We start from the raw sequence: 14,788 nt of genomic DNA on the forward strand, positions 1-14,788 counted from the left end.
TCATATTTAGATGGTGATTTACCAAGTGATACGGTGTATTTTGGTCAAGATTTTTTCTGGTCCTGGTATTTATTACCTTGATAGGAATGAATATGCAGCATTTAAAATATTGAAAATCAATAAAGGTGATTTAGATAAAGCTATGCTTCAATTGAAAATGCAGTTTAAACAAAATCCTGAAGCTGCTAAAAAAGCAATTGAAGTTTATAAGGAAATTTTTAAATGATGAGTTCATTCGGTGTTATAGTTAAGGAAGTTGTTTCTAATGAATATATAAGAAAATTTAGCTCTTTTATATTTAATGTCACTTCGGATAAAATATTGATACTTTCAAGTGGTGAAATTGAATCTTTTTTTATGATGGAGGAAGGTGAGTTTATTAAAGCTGGTTATGATAAATGTATATATTGTACTATTATCTATCTTGAAGGTGATGTTTTTTTGCAGCTTAATTTTAATAATAGCATTCCTAAAGAGGTTGATTTTTTTTATATAAAAAATCGAATAAATCATTGGTCAAAATTAAATGGAAATTTTTTTTATATCGAAGATATTAATACTCCTTGGTATGAAGATGTATATATTGAAATATCTAAATTTGATATAAAGAAAAAAATATTGCTGGAAGATAAAGAAAATAATATAAGATTTATTGATATATGAGTGCCGTAGTTGAAGTAAATATTTGTTGGTAGTGATGGTTAAATGTGGTATTCACCAAATCATTATGGTGACATTAGACCAGATATGAGTAAACCAATCTCATCTACGAATAAACCTTATGGCAATACATGGAGAAAACTGAAATGATTAATCAAAAACTATATGGATTATTTTGTGCTGAGAATTGTTATATTGAAGATGAATTTGTTATTAGGATTGATAATAAATTCAATACTATTTATGAAATTTATTCTTTTTTTGGTAGTCAAATATATAAAAAGTATAAATATATAAACTCTATAATGCCAGATAGAATTGGTTTTTTTGGGGGAAGCCCTGATGGTTTTTCTGATTGTTTAACTGAGTTTTTAAGTCAGAGTAGTAAAGGTGCAGTTTTACGAATAGAAATTATTGATAAAGGTTATGAAATTTCAGAAGAAGAGATTTATATTTTTTTATATATTTTGTCTAGTAGTATGGTCAGTTATGATTCCAAATTAAGAGTATTAATTTCAAAAGAAATATTAGATATTTATTTAAAAGAATCAAAACGATTAATTGATCTAGATACTGATCCTAATGATTTTGTGCAGTATTAAATGCTAGTTATTGCCTCGTTCCATCCTTGTAGGGTGGAATGCCAAATAGTTTGGCGTATGATTTATAAAATTCATTTTATATTAAAGAGGTAAATAAAGGTGTTGTTAAACATGATTGATAAGAGAGTATTAATAGATTTTTTTGCATCTAAATGTTCAGAAGTTAAAAGCGTAAATATGGATGAGGTAGATGATTTCTTACAACTAAATAATATTAAAATACGTTCTGATCATCGTGATTTTCTTGTTAATTTTGGTAATAGTTCAAATTTAATAACTGGATACTTTGGTGATTGTACATTTAATCGATTTAAAAAATATAATTCGGAACCGCTAGAATATTTAGATGGTGATTTACCAAGTGATACAGTTTATTTTGGTCAAGATTTTTCAGATGAACCTATTTGTATATTGAATAGTGATGGTGGGATATATAGCTATGATGGTGAAGAAATTTCAATGTTGTATTATTTAAATGTGGATAGTTTTATATTTTCTTGTTTGATTAACAATTTGTTTTCAAATAATTTTTTTGAAAAAAGTACTAGTGATATGAAGATTGGAGATACTCGAGAGTTTGAAATTGAAAATAGTAAGTATAAATTAAAAGATTTAGAAACTTATGAATATAGATATTATTTAAAAAAAAATGAGCTTATAGTTTTGGATTATAGACAGGGGTATGTGAATAAATATTTTAATCATTTATTAGATAGCTTGTAATGGAGTAAATGTTTCATTCCATCGCTTTGATAGCAATGATCAGTTTGATGAACATTTGACAAATAAGCGCTAAGGTGAAATGTGCAATGGTAAAATGCTAATTTAAAAATATATTCTCTAAATGAAAAATATAATTTTATAATTGATTCTTGAAATAGTTTTTAGGTGTTTCATTGAATTTTTTCTTGAAAACTTTATAGAAGTTTGAAAGATCATTAAATCCACTTTTATAAGCAAAGTCAGTGATATTTCCATGATCACCTTTCATATATTCAAAAAATATTTTTAATCGAATATCCGATATGGTTTTACTTAAACTTAGCTCTTCTCTTTCAAAGAGTTTATATATATTTCTTTCTGAAGTATTAAATGCTTTTGCAATATCATTGCAACGTAAATTATGATTTTTAGCATTGATTTCAATGAATTTTAAAATATTGTTTAGTAAGTGGTTTTCTTTAATATGTATGTTTTCAAAGTTAGATAGAATTAAATCAATGGTTGTTTTAGTGATGATAGTATTGGTTTTTTCGGATAAATCTTTTCCTATAATTTTCTCTAGCGTTAAAATGTTTTCATATAAAATAAAGCCATCAGGCGAATTAATATTATCAATGATTTTAGATAATGGAATCATGCAATTTAAAGCATGATCTAGGGGTATTCTTAAAGATAAACTTTCCCAATTATTTTCAAATTGTTCAATTTCATAAGGATAACGAGTATCAAGTATATAAAGGTCACCAGCTTGTATATGCGTTACCATATTATTTTGTTGGATGCAGGCAAGCCCTTTTTTTTGTAAATTGAAAAATAAATAATGATCTTTAGTATGTGATATTTCAGATTCTGTACGGTGAATTTTCTGTTTTTGGGAAGACAATGAAGAAATAATCAACCCTTCAGATAAACTTTGAGATTGAATTTCACACTTAAAATCCTTTTTATCTAATGTTGTTTCAGGTCTTAAGTCTGTAAAAGCATCACACAGCATTTCTCGCCAAAATAAAAACTGTTTATTTGGGACGAGGTCAAGATTACTCCACGTTTTAAACATTTTATTATCCATAAATTTTAACCCAATCCTTTTGGGAAGCAAATTTGATGCCATTATTAAAATAAATTTGTTCAGAATTTACCAAAAAATAATGCGGAATTTGCCAAGCAAAAAAAACCTATATTCTTAATGATTACATTACAACATTGATCAAATTAAGGACAATAGTCGTGTTAAAAAATCTATCAAGTCAGCAATTAGAACTAAGAAATCGATCAAGACAATTCGCCAATGATGTATTAAGTCAGGTGAATCCTGCTATCAAATCATTACACACATCGAGAGAGCGCTTTTTGGCAACAGCCCCTTTTTACGAATCTTTAGTGAAAGAAGGTTTTTTATTTAACATGATTCCACAACCTTTCGGTGGTGGTGCAACCAGTTGTTTAGACATGGCTGTCATGGCAGAAGAGTTTTATGCGGTCGATTCCAATGTTTCATTGACTGCTTTTGCAAGTATTTTGGGGCTTTCTCCTATTTTTATTGCAGGTAATCCTCAACAAGCTGAAAAGCATTTGAGCATATTCTTGAAAAAAGAGGGTAAGCCAATTGCAGCTTTTGCTTCCTCTGAACCAGGTGGTAGTGCCAATGTAAATGCACCTCGACCTGCAGTAGGTTTGAGTACGCGTATTGACGCTGCAAAAGATGGTTGGGTGCTGAATGGCTCAAAACAATGGGTGTCAAGCAGCTGTGGCTGGGACAATAAAGGCGCTGATTTACTGTGTGTTTCAGGCCGCTCTGAATTGAGTGAAAGCGATGATCCAGAAGTTTCAATTGTGATTTTACCCAAAGAAAATATCAACATTGAAGTGGAGGACATCTTTGAAACGGTTGGACATACTGCACACATCACACCGCGTATTTCACTTCATGACTGTCATATTCCAAAGGATTATTTGCTTGGAAATTTAGGGCAGGGTAAACAAATTATTGAGCAAGCCTTTACGGCAACAGCGGCATTAGTCGGTGTTTTTGCCGTAGGTTTAATGCGTGCAGCCTTTGATTTCACGTTGAATTACGCCAAGTCCGAAAACAAAGGCGGTTTACATCGAATTTTAGATTATCAAGCAGTGGGTTATGCACTGAGCGACGCAAAAATGCAAATTGAGGCTGTGCGTGGTTTGGCTTATCGCGCATGTATTGCACAAGATAACAATGAAAAAGGTGCGCATGAATTGGCATTGTGTTCAAAAGTGTATGGTTCGGAAACCGCTGTAAAAATGATTACAGATTTGATGCGTGTGGTTGGTGTAGATAGTTATAACAAGGACTTACCTCTGTCACGTTACCTGATGGATGCATTGGCGTTGCCATTATTCGATGGAGGCAATATGGGCGTACGTCGTAATCAATATCATCAAATTTTAATGTCAGACTCATACAACAGTTTGGATACCTTGTTGGAGTGATCAATCGCATGTAAGGACATAGAATCAAACAAGTTTAGGAGGCTTAAAGGAAGCCTCCTAAGCAACAAATGAAATAAAACAACAATGATATTCACATCAAGGGAAAAGATTATGAATAGACAAATGCTACATAAAGGACTGCTAACAGCTCTGTTTTTATTGCCGCTACAAGGACATGCTTTGGATATTGATGCGCAGGATTATCGCCGTGCGCCTAATGGAACCAATATTTTTTTGCTGTATGGGCAATATGCAAATCGAGATGCTTATTACGCAGGCAGTGATAAAGTTAATAATGGGGAACTGGAATCACAAATCGGAATTGGTCGTTTTGTGCATTATTCCGAAATTGGTGGTATCAAAATGGCTCAACAGTTTCTTGTGCCTTTTGGTAAATTAAAAGCATCTGGTGATAGTGCGGCTTTAGGAGAATCATCGGGTGTTTTAGGCGATATCATTTTGGCCAATACTTTTTGGTTGATTGATAAACCACAGGATAAATACCTTGGTTTTACGCCTTTTTTTAGCTTTCCTACAGGCAGTTATAAAGACGAAAATGCTTTAAATATTGGCGAAAATCGTTTTAAAACCATACTCCAAGCCAGTTATTTACAGTATTGGAATGAAAAATTTGGTACCGATTTAACTGCAGATGTGACCTTTTATGGTGATAACAAAGATGATGTCAAAGGAAGAATTGAACAGGATATGGGATATCAGTTACAAGCTGATGTTTTCTATAATTTAAATCCTAAATTTACTTTGAGTGCAGGCGTGTCTTATATGGATGCAGGGGATACGACTGTTCAGGGTATTGATCATGCTGCGAGCACGCAGTCTAAGCTATGGGCAGGTACGACTTATAATATCAATCAACGTTCAAATGTGTTGATGACTGTGGGCCGTGATATTGATGTTGAGAATACCTTTAAAGAAAATTTTCGTTTTAATTTCAGATATGTCTACATCTTTTAAAGGTTTATTTTAAATGATTTTGGTCTGAAAATTAAATCACTGGGAACAACTTATTCTTAGGGCAGAATTAATTTTAACATATCAACTCACAATATATGACTAAAAAATACTGTAATAATATGCATTTAGTTAATATGTTAAGTAGATAGGAAGGCTTTTTCTAAATAATAGAAGAGTTGGGAAATATTATTTTATATAAGGATTGGAAAAACAATGAATACTGATCTCCTCATTCATGGTGAACGAATTCAGGGTGCAGGTGAAGCTGTGGCTGTGCTTAATCCAGCAACTGAAGATATCATTACTCGCGTAAATTCAGCGACAGCAGCGCAAGTACAACAAGCGGTTAACGCTGCAAAAACAGCATTCCAAAGTTGGAAAAATACTGATGATGAACAGCTTAAAGCAAATTTACTGAAAATTGCTGCAGGTATTGAAGCAGAACGGGACAGTCTTGCGGCCTTAATTACACAGGAGCAAGGTAAGCCTTTATTTTTAGCCAACGCAGAGGTGCATTTAGGTCTGCAATGGATTCAATATATTGCGCAGCTTGATATTCCCATAGAACATTATACGGAAGCCTCAGGCAAACAAATTCAGGTCTTTAATCGTCCATTGGGGGTAGTGGCTTCAGTGACGCCTTGGAACTGGCCATTTATGATTGCAATTTGGCATTTGTTGCCTGCATTGCGTACCAAAAATACAGTGGTCATTAAGCCGTCAGAATATACGCCGTTAAGTACCATTCGTTTGGTGGAAATTATGAATTCAGTATTGCCAAAAGGTGTGTGTAATATTGTCTTAGGTAAAGGTGATGTAGGTAAATTGTTGACAGAACATCCTGATGTGAACAAAGTTGTTTTCACAGGTTCTACTAAAACAGGAAAATTCATTTTAGGCAGTTCAGTAGACACTTTAAAAAGTGTTGTATTAGAACTCGGTGGAAACGATGTCGGTATTGTTTTGAATGATGTGAATGTGGATCAAGTTGCAGAGAAACTTTTCCAATCATCCTTCTTAAATGCAGGGCAAACTTGCGCATGCCTAAAACGTCTTTATGTGCATGCGGATATTTATGATGCATTGACCCAAAAAATTGCTGCGATTGCAGACCAGCAAACGGTAGGAAATGGTTTGGATCAGCAAACCAGCTTTGGGCCTGTACAAAACAAGATGCAATATCAGAAAGTCAAAGACTTGCTTGCAGACGCGTTAGACAAAGGTGCAAAAGTTTTAAATGTAGGCGCAAAGCATCCCGAAAAAGGCTATTTCATTTCACCGACAGTGGTTGTCGATATTCAAGATGGTGTGGCTTTGGTGGATGATGAGCAGTTTGGTCCAGTGCTGCCAATCGTAAAATATACAGATATTGAACAAGTATTACGTGTAACCAATCAAAGTGAGTTTGGTTTAGGTGGCTCTGTTTGGAGCAATGACTTAGACAAAGCGCAAAGCATTGCAGCACGTATGCAAACGGGTTCTGTATGGGTGAATAGTCACGGCGATTTATCACCTGAAGCTGCGTTCGGTGGTTGGAAACAGTCAGGTTTAGGTTATAGCTTTGGCTTGGGAGGTCTGTTGCAGTTTACCCATAAGCAATCGATTCATGTGAGTAAATTGGGATAAGCAATCGTTCCAGATGAACTTTTCATAATCACTACATGAGTGAATCTAGCTAATACAAGTATGAGGGCTAAAAAGAGAGTGGGGAAACCACTCTCTTTTTAGTATGATTTAGAATGCAGTTTAAAACTGATCAATCTTGCTTGGATTGCAAAATTTCACTCATCATTTTTCCGCCGACACCCCAATTATTGGTATTGATTTCATCAATGATGACATCGACTGTTTCACGTGGTTTATTTAAGACTTGAACCAATAAATCTGTCGCACCTTCAATCAGTGCTTTCTTTTGTTCTATACTCATGCTCTGATCTGTGACTTTGATATTAACGATTGGCATTGAAGACTCTCCTTATTGAACTTACCAAACACCTGAAGTAGAACCACCATCGACAGGTAAAATCGTGCCAGTGACAAAGCTAGAATCTGTAAGATATAGAACCGCATTGGCAATATCAGCAGGTTGTCCAACTTGATGCATCGGAGACATGCCTTTTAAAGCATTTCTCACTTCTTCATTTGCACCATGCATCGGTGTTTCAATCAGACCAGGAGCCACAGCATTCACTTGAATATTCAGTGGAGCAAGCTCTAAAGCCAATCCTTTGACTGCGCCATTTAAGCCACTTTTGGTTAAAATTGGGAGTAATGCAGGTTGCTTCGCATTGGGTTGAATTGCTAAGGCTGCTGTAATCACAACAAGTTTTCCACCAATTGTTGCCATATTTTTAGCAACAGCTTGAGAGATATAGATAAAACTGCGTAAATTGATATCAATCATACTGTTGATATCAGTTTCACTATATTCCGTTACGGGCTTACCGATAAAAATACCTGCATTATGGACAACAACATCGACGCGTGAAAATTTTGCTTGAGCAAATTGGAAAAGCTCTTCTACCGTTTTTTGTTGAGAAATATCTCCTGCAAGATAGTGAAAGTTTTCAGCATTGCCTAAGGCTTTATGTGCATTGACTAATTTATCAAGATTTAAACCTGTACCAATCACGTTGTCACCACGATTTATATATGTTTTGGCAATTTCAAAACCAATACCACCTGAAGCACCTGTGACAATCACTGTTTTTTGACGATTCATTTTCAACTCTTTACTGATGTATTTAATACAAATGTACGCTGAAGAGACAGCTTGAAAAATTGTCAATTTTGCATTTAACTTATTACATAGTGTAATGAATAAAATAAAATGAACCGACATTTCGATGATTTACAAATTGGTAGTTTAGAAATTTTTTGTTTAACTGTAGAGCTAGGAAGTTTTACAGCGGCAGCAGTGTCGTTAGGGTTGACGCCTGCGGCTGTCAGTCGGTCGATTTCACGTATTGAGGAACGTCTCGGGGCAAAATTATTTGTTCGAACAACAAGGCAATTGCGGGTCACAGAGGAGGGTAAGAATTATTATTATCATTGTAGAAAAGCACTTGAATATTTAATTGATGCAGAAAGTTTGATTGCTGGTAAGCAGCAAGAACTATCAGGAACGTTGCGTATCAGTGTCCCGACAGCCTATGCTCATTATAAATTACTACCTAATTTGTATCATTTTTCTGAGCAATATCCAAAGCTTAAGTTTGAAATTCATGTCAGCAATCAAAATGTTGATTTGATTGCACAAGATTATGATCTCGCGATTCGAGGAAATTATTTACCTGACTCTGGTCTTATTGCTCGCAAGTTGGAAGATGCCGCACTCTGTATTGTTGCGACACCAAACTATTTAAAAAAACATCCTGCACCTTTACACCCAAGGGAATTAAAAGATCATGAATGTATTCAATTTGAAATTCCGAGCACAGGTAAATCAGCAATGTGGACATTTTATGAATCAGGTGCTGAAATTTCTGTTGCAGTTCAAGGACGGATGTTATGTCAAGATGATTATTTATCGACTTTAACTTTGGTCAAAACAGGGGTTGGATTAATGCAAGTCTATCGGTTTACCGTTGAAAATGAGTTAAAACAAGGGAGTTTGGTCGAGGTCTTGCAGGAGTATAATCAGACCTCAAGACCATTTTATTTGCTCTATGCACAAGCAAAGTATCAACCTTTAAAAGTAAGAGTATTTATGGATTACCTCTTGAGTTCAGTGTATTGAGCATCTAATGAATGCTCTTTATAGCCTCGACAAAATAAATATAGACTGATCGAGCAGAGTAATCCAGCAATACAAATCACTAAATTCATTGCAGTGGGATCATTATTGCGAAATAAAAGACTGACGATATAGCTTAACAATGCGCCCATGAGAAATTGCAGCGACACTGCTAGACCCGATGCTGTACCTGCTTGTTGTGGCAAAAGTTTAAGCAGATTGGCAATAGAATTGGCACCAATCGAACCTGTGACGCCAACGAAAATCATTAAACCAGGAATTAAAAACTGTACGGATGTCAGTTTAAACAGAGTAATGGTTGCTAAATAAAGACCTGCGATCGCTGAAATTATTGACATGATTTTTAATAATTGAAATGCGGTATAGCGACGTAAAGCTCGACTATTGATGCTGGTAAAAATAATGATTGAAAAGATATTCAGCGCAAATAAGCCTGAATACTGTTGTGGACTAAACCCATAATAATGAATAAATACAAAAGAAGACGCTGTAATGTAGGCAAACATGCCACCAAATGAGAAGCTATTACATAGTATAAAGCCCCATGCATAACAATTTTTTAAAACGCTCAAATAGTTGTCTATCAAACTCATCTGAATGCGCCTTGGTGGCGGTGCATCAATTTGAAAATTCACCCAAACCATACACAGTAAAGAATAAATGAATAGAAAAATAAAAATACCCGTCCAATTAAAATATTGAATAATGATTGCGCCTGCAAGTGGAGCAACGAGAGTCGCAATCATAGTAATAATATGCATGAGCGAGAGTATTTTAGGAATTTCTTGATTGTTAAATAAATCTCGAACAAGGGCACGTGCTAATACAGATGCGCTCGCGCCTCCCATTGCTTGCAAAAATCGAAATAAAAGTAGCTGTTCAATATGCTGTGAAAAAATACAGCCTAAAGTTGCGAATACGTACAGTACCATCCCAATTAATAACAGCTTTTTTCGACCGAAACGGTCTGAGAGTGGACCATAAATCAGCATGCCGATACTAAAACCCAATAAAAAAATGGTGATGGTTTTCTGTGTTGCTGCGACAGTTGAATTTAAGTCATGTGCAATTGATGGTAGTGCTGGAAGGTACATGTCAATTGATAAAGGTCCAAATGCGACTAAGGCACTGAGTAGTACAATCAGGAGCTTAGATTGTTTCTTTATAAATTCATTCATATGATTCATCAGATGTATTTAGATGGTGTTGACGATAGTCTGAAGGGGGCATCCCTGCATGCCGAATGAAAAAACGACTGAAATAGGCTGGATCTTTAAAACCCAATTCATAACAAATTGAATTAATGGATGAGTCTGAAAAAATTAACAATCGTTTTGCCTCTTGCATCAGCCGATAGAAAATTAATTTTTTAGACGAAATATTGGCGATTCGACGACATATGTCATTCAATCGAGTTTCTGTAATCGCTAATTTTTCAGCATATTGCTGTAATGACCAATGTTCATTAAAGTGATTTTCAACCAACTGGTTAAATTGACGGAAAAATTTAAGATCTCCATTGTTATTATTGAGCTGCGGCGTAGTGACATCGTTAAAGCGCATAATCTGAATAAAAATCAAACTCACTAAACTTTTTAAAGCAGCTAATCGATTAGATTTATTGTGCTTAAATTCAATTTCAATATCATCAAAATAGCTTTGAAGTTGTTGTAAATCGGCATGATAGGATGGGTCTAAAGATTGTGTTGAAATGCATAAAGGTGCGACATGCTGAACTTTAAGTTCATTGTGTAATAAAGGCCAAATGATATTCTGCTGAACAGTTAAAACATGTCCTTCACAAATGGGGTCAGTGATAAAAGCATGTACGACCGAGGGCGGGGTCATAAAGCAAACGGGAGCATCATAGACATATTTCACATCATCTAAAAACACTCGTACAGAACCTTTGGTCACGAAGTGAATTTGAAAATAGCCATCGTGACGATGAGCCAATACATTCAGCCCAAAAAATTCTTGTAGCTTCACCAGTTCTTCATAATACACATCCGAGTTAATGTACTTTTGATCGTACACTTCACCCAATTTAATATTGGGAATATATGACTGACTCATACCTTTTGTTCCATAAATAGTATGATGAATATGATTTATTCAATGAGCATACCATGCTCGTTGATAAGTTAATATATTCATTATTACCCTAATTTCTAATCATAAGTACAAATCAAGAAAAGTTATTCAGCATTTAATTTGATCTGTATAAATTAATTTATGCATATTTTTATTTTTTCTATATGTAAAACAATAAATTATGAACTGATTTTTTTAATTTAAAAGTTTTTAAGTGGAAAAAAAGCACTTATATTTCACTTAGAGATTTTTTATAAAACCATGGAAAGTACAAATTTAAGTTGGGAAAATACATTAAGTTTGCAGAAATAATCCTGAATAATAGGTTTAAATCATCAACATATTGGATGTTGATCAGCAATAAAGGATAGAGCATGTTCTAAATGATAAAGAGCATGCGTATAAGGAAAATAAGTTATGGAAAATACAATGGATTTTAATACCAGTATGGTGAGCACTGAGCCGAGTGACTCGACTCAAAGTGAGATTAAGATGTTTTATACAGAAGCAAAATCTGTGTCATCTGAAACGCCTATGTTGGAAAAAATAAAACAAATTTTGCCACAAATTGCAGCGAATGCTGAAAAAGCAGAGCAACTGCGTCAAGTCCCTGACGAAAATATTGCGCTGCTCAAAAGTATTGGATTACATCGTGCATTTCAACCCAAAGTATATGGTGGTTTGGAAATGAGCCTGCCTGAATTTGCAAATTGTATTGTGACGCTTGCAGGTGCATGTGCGGGGACGGCTTGGGCATTTAGTTTGTTATGTACACACAGCCATCAAATTGCAATGTTTCCAAAGCAATTACAAGATGAAATTTGGTTAGCAAATCCTGATGCAACAGCAAGTAGTTCCATTGCGCCTTTTGGTAAAGTTGAGGAAGTCGAAGGTGGAGTGAAACTGTCTGGCGACTATGGCTGGAGCAGTGGATGTGACCATGCTGAATATGCCATTGTCGGTTTTAATCGTTTTGATGCCGAAGGTCAAAAAATCTATTCATTTGGTGTGATTCCTCGTAAAGATTATGTCATTCATGACAATTGGTTTGCAGGTGCGATAAAAGGAAGTGGCTCAAAACAATTACAGATCCGAGATTTATTTATTCCTGAATATCGAATTCAAAAAGCCAAAGACATGATGGAAGGAAAGTCGGCAGGATTTGGTTTATATCCAGACAGTAAAATATTTTATTCTCCATATCGTCCATACTTTGCCAGTGGTTTTTCTGCAGTCAGTTTGGGTGTTGCAGAACGTATGTTGGAAGCATTTAAAGAAAAACAAAAGACCCGAATCCGAGCATATACAGGTGCAAATTTAGGTGCATCTACGCCTGCGCTCATGCGTTTGGCTGAATCAACGCATCAGGTGGCTGCGGCACGTGCTTTCTTGGAAAAAACATGGGAAGACCATCGTGTACATGGGGAAAATAAAATTTATCCAAACGCAGAAACATTGGCATTTTGGCGTACCAACCAAGCCTATGCTGTGAAAATGTGTATTGAAGCAGTCGATCGTTTATTTGCTGCAGCAGGTGCAACCAGTTGGTTAGATGGACAAGAATTACAGCGTTTATTCCGTGATTCACATATGACAGGGGCACATGCTTATACTGATTATGATGTATGTGCACAAATTTTGGGTCGTGAGTTGATGGGTCTTGAACCAGATCCAACGATGGTTTAAGTGGAGTAATGTCAATGAACTCAATGAATATTCAAATCGAGACTGGCTTCGACTCAAAAGCTTTTCGCCGTGCACTGGGTAATTTTGCGACGGGTGTAACTATCATGACCGCACAAAATGAACAAGGTGAGAAAGTCGGTGTTACAGCCAATAGTTTTAACTCTGTTTCACTCGATCCACCGCTTATTTTGTGGAGTATAGACAAACGATCTTCAAGTTTTGCCGTTTTTGCTGAAGCGACACATTTTGCTGTAAATATTTTATCTGCTGATCATATTGAGCTATCAAATCAATTTGCTCGTTCAAAAGACGATAAATACGCTAAGGTAGACTTTGATTTAGGGGCAGGCAATGCACCTTTATTAAAAGAATGTTCAGCAGTATTTGAATGCGAGCGTTATGACATTTTAGAAGGTGGAGACCATTGGATTATTCTTGGGCGAGTGGTGAATTTTCAAGACAATGGTCGTTCACCGTTGCTGTATCATCAAGGTGCATATTCTTCAGTATTGCCACATCCGAGTTTAAATGCGAAAGCTGAAAATGACGCGGAGATTTTCCCAGGTCGTTTATATAACAATCTGTATTATTTATTAACTCAAGCGGTTCGCGCCTATAGTAACGATTATCAACCCAAACAATTAGCATCAGGTTTTAGAACCAGCGAAGCGCGTATGTTGCTAGTTTTAGAAAGTAAAACAGCAACCTGTAAAGATGATTTGATTCGTGAGGTGGCTATGCCGCTGCGTGAAATTGAACAGGCAGCTGAAATCTTAGTACGTAAGGGGTTACTTGTAGATACAGGTCATGCTTATGAATTGACTGAAAAAGGCATAAAAACTGCTCAAATGCTTTATCATATTGGTGAAAGTCATCAAGAAGATGTCTTTGGTCATTACTCTGAACAAGACAAAGCGCTATTCAAAAATATGTTGAAAGATCTGATTGGGATTTAGCTGCAATGGGCATTGGATTATTTCAGAATAGCGCATTAATCCATTGCCTAAAGGATACATCATTTATTGTTCTCTTCAACGTTGATATAAAACTACACACTGAGTTAAAAATATATTGTGTAAGTTAAAAGAGTCTAGAGAGTAATAGGATATGACAAGCTAAAGTAGAGTGAGAAGAGGTAATTGTGCTTTAGCTTGTATATTTATTGGATTACCCTTGTGGGGAAAATCTATATTTAAAGTATCAATAAACCCTAATATTTTACTTTAAATAAATGAGTTGAGTCATTGATTTAAAATAGAATAAATACTGTGTTGATACTCAATTAAGATAAAAATGTTTCTTGTAGGTAACGCCAAAGCATTTTGCCATTAATCTCTTCAATGAGAGCACAAGAACGACGAATGAGTATGCCTGATTCTTTCGTATGTTTTTCAGTATAGGTTAATACGATAGTGTGTTCGGATTGTGAAATAATTTCCTCATCATAGATTTCGATTTTAATATCGGGCATTTTACTTTGATTGTTTGCAAATAATTGTTTAACTTCATCAAACTTAAATTTTTTTCCTGCTGCACCAACCATTTCAAATTGTTCAGAAAAATATTGATTCAATTGTGCTAGATCTTGTTCGGCATGGCGTCCACTAAAAATTTTTTCGATAAGTACATGCATTGTATGAATACTTTCGATTGCCTGAGTTGCTGAAAGAGCCATATATATTTCCTTATGAGAACAGTTAAAAAGAATTGTTTTAGATAATAAATCAAAATTCCATGTAAATTTCAATAATAATTTTATCGATTTATATTTTACTCATTGAGATAGGATATATTAACCTTTTAAGTTTTTGATTTTATTTATTAA

The 14,788-nt window shown here is 34.9% G+C and carries 16 protein-coding genes; 10 read left to right on the plus strand and 6 right to left on the minus strand.

Going from position 1 to position 14,788, the window contains the following annotated elements; genetic code table 11:
- The first annotated feature begins 10 nt into the window (after nt 1-10).
- The 4 genes from HUV91_RS01665 to HUV91_RS01680 all read left to right on the plus strand — a co-directional run bounded on the left by HUV91_RS01665 (nt 11) and on the right by HUV91_RS01680 (nt 1,985).
- Nucleotides 11-226 (plus strand): hypothetical protein, encoded by a 216-nt coding sequence (locus HUV91_RS01665; protein WP_174492319.1) that lies wholly within the window; start codon nt 11-13, stop codon nt 224-226.
- Nucleotides 223-663, plus strand: coding sequence for a hypothetical protein (locus HUV91_RS01670; protein WP_174492320.1), 441 nt, complete (start codon nt 223-225; stop codon nt 661-663). Before HUV91_RS01665 ends, HUV91_RS01670 begins: the two co-directional genes overlap by 4 nt.
- A gap of 143 nt (nt 664-806) precedes the next feature.
- Nucleotides 807-1,262, plus strand: a complete 456-nt coding sequence (locus tag HUV91_RS01675) for a hypothetical protein (protein ID WP_174492321.1) — start codon at nt 807-809, stop codon at nt 1,260-1,262.
- A gap of 111 nt (nt 1,263-1,373) precedes the next feature.
- Nucleotides 1,374-1,985 (plus strand): hypothetical protein, encoded by a 612-nt coding sequence (locus tag HUV91_RS01680; RefSeq protein ID WP_174492322.1) that lies wholly within the window; start codon nt 1,374-1,376, stop codon nt 1,983-1,985.
- A gap of 136 nt (nt 1,986-2,121) precedes the next feature.
- On the opposite strand, the gene HUV91_RS01685 is transcribed toward HUV91_RS01680, so the two are convergent.
- Nucleotides 2,122-3,054 carry a helix-turn-helix domain-containing protein gene (locus HUV91_RS01685; protein WP_174492323.1) on the minus strand — a complete coding sequence of 311 codons (933 nt, stop codon included), beginning with the start codon at nt 3,052-3,054 and terminating at the stop codon, nt 2,122-2,124.
- A 158-nt stretch (nt 3,055-3,212) separates the two neighbouring features.
- On the opposite strand from HUV91_RS01685, the gene HUV91_RS01690 reads away from it, so the two are divergent.
- The 3 genes from HUV91_RS01690 to HUV91_RS01700 all read left to right on the plus strand — a co-directional run bounded on the left by HUV91_RS01690 (nt 3,213) and on the right by HUV91_RS01700 (nt 7,052).
- On the plus strand, nt 3,213-4,451 hold the full coding sequence (locus HUV91_RS01690) for an acyl-CoA dehydrogenase family protein (RefSeq protein ID WP_217431184.1): 1,239 nt from the start codon (nt 3,213-3,215) through the stop codon (nt 4,449-4,451).
- 111 nt (nt 4,452-4,562) lie between these two features.
- Nucleotides 4,563-5,426: a transporter gene (locus HUV91_RS01695; RefSeq protein ID WP_174492324.1), complete on the plus strand. Its 864-nt coding sequence runs from the start codon at nt 4,563-4,565 to the stop codon at nt 5,424-5,426.
- A gap of 213 nt (nt 5,427-5,639) precedes the next feature.
- Entirely contained in the window at nt 5,640-7,052 is a 1,413-nt protein-coding gene (locus HUV91_RS01700; RefSeq protein WP_174492325.1) for an aldehyde dehydrogenase family protein, read from the plus strand.
- A 130-nt stretch (nt 7,053-7,182) separates the two neighbouring features.
- Here the strand turns inward: HUV91_RS01700 and HUV91_RS01705 are convergent, their stop codons facing one another.
- Complete coding sequence (locus tag HUV91_RS01705; RefSeq protein WP_174492326.1) at nt 7,183-7,389, minus strand: tautomerase family protein; 207 nt, start codon at nt 7,387-7,389, stop codon at nt 7,183-7,185.
- A gap of 21 nt (nt 7,390-7,410) precedes the next feature.
- Nucleotides 7,411-8,148, minus strand: coding sequence for an SDR family NAD(P)-dependent oxidoreductase (locus HUV91_RS01710; RefSeq protein WP_130073063.1), 738 nt, complete (start codon nt 8,146-8,148; stop codon nt 7,411-7,413).
- A 108-nt stretch (nt 8,149-8,256) separates the two neighbouring features.
- Between HUV91_RS01710 and HUV91_RS01715 the strand changes: the two genes are divergently transcribed.
- A complete protein-coding gene (locus HUV91_RS01715) occupies nt 8,257-9,165 on the plus strand; it encodes a LysR family transcriptional regulator (protein ID WP_174492327.1) in 909 nt (302 codons plus the stop codon).
- Here the strand turns inward: HUV91_RS01715 and HUV91_RS01720 are convergent.
- Together HUV91_RS01720 and hpaA are read right to left on the minus strand one after the other, a co-directional pair.
- On the minus strand, nt 9,141-10,361 hold the full coding sequence (locus tag HUV91_RS01720; RefSeq protein WP_174492328.1) for a Bcr/CflA family multidrug efflux MFS transporter: 1,221 nt from the start codon (nt 10,359-10,361) through the stop codon (nt 9,141-9,143). The two genes, HUV91_RS01715 and HUV91_RS01720, sit on opposite strands and share 25 nt — an antisense overlap.
- Nucleotides 10,354-11,259, minus strand: a complete 906-nt coding sequence (gene hpaA, locus HUV91_RS01725; RefSeq protein ID WP_174492329.1) for a 4-hydroxyphenylacetate catabolism regulatory protein HpaA — start codon at nt 11,257-11,259, stop codon at nt 10,354-10,356. Before hpaA ends, HUV91_RS01720 begins: the two co-directional genes overlap by 8 nt.
- Nucleotides 11,260-11,694: 435 nt before the next feature.
- Here hpaA and HUV91_RS01730 point away from each other — a divergent pair, with 435 nt between their 5' ends.
- Both HUV91_RS01730 and HUV91_RS01735 read left to right on the plus strand, forming a co-directional pair.
- Nucleotides 11,695-12,963 carry a p-hydroxyphenylacetate 3-hydroxylase oxygenase component gene (locus HUV91_RS01730; protein ID WP_174492330.1) on the plus strand — a complete coding sequence of 423 codons (1,269 nt, stop codon included), beginning with the start codon at nt 11,695-11,697 and terminating at the stop codon, nt 12,961-12,963.
- 14 nt (nt 12,964-12,977) lie between these two features.
- Nucleotides 12,978-13,919, plus strand: a complete 942-nt coding sequence (locus tag HUV91_RS01735) for a p-hydroxyphenylacetate 3-hydroxylase reductase component (protein WP_174492331.1) — start codon at nt 12,978-12,980, stop codon at nt 13,917-13,919.
- A 326-nt stretch (nt 13,920-14,245) separates the two neighbouring features.
- Here HUV91_RS01735 and HUV91_RS01740 read toward each other — a convergent pair whose 3' ends face one another.
- Entirely contained in the window at nt 14,246-14,638 is a 393-nt protein-coding gene (locus tag HUV91_RS01740; protein WP_130073068.1) for a DUF4440 domain-containing protein, read from the minus strand.
- Nucleotides 14,639-14,788: the final 150 nt, after the last annotated feature.

It is taken from the genome of Acinetobacter sp. Marseille-Q1623 (genome assembly GCF_902809895.1).
GTDB classification, from domain to species: Bacteria; Pseudomonadota; Gammaproteobacteria; order Pseudomonadales; family Moraxellaceae; genus Acinetobacter; species Acinetobacter piscicola_A.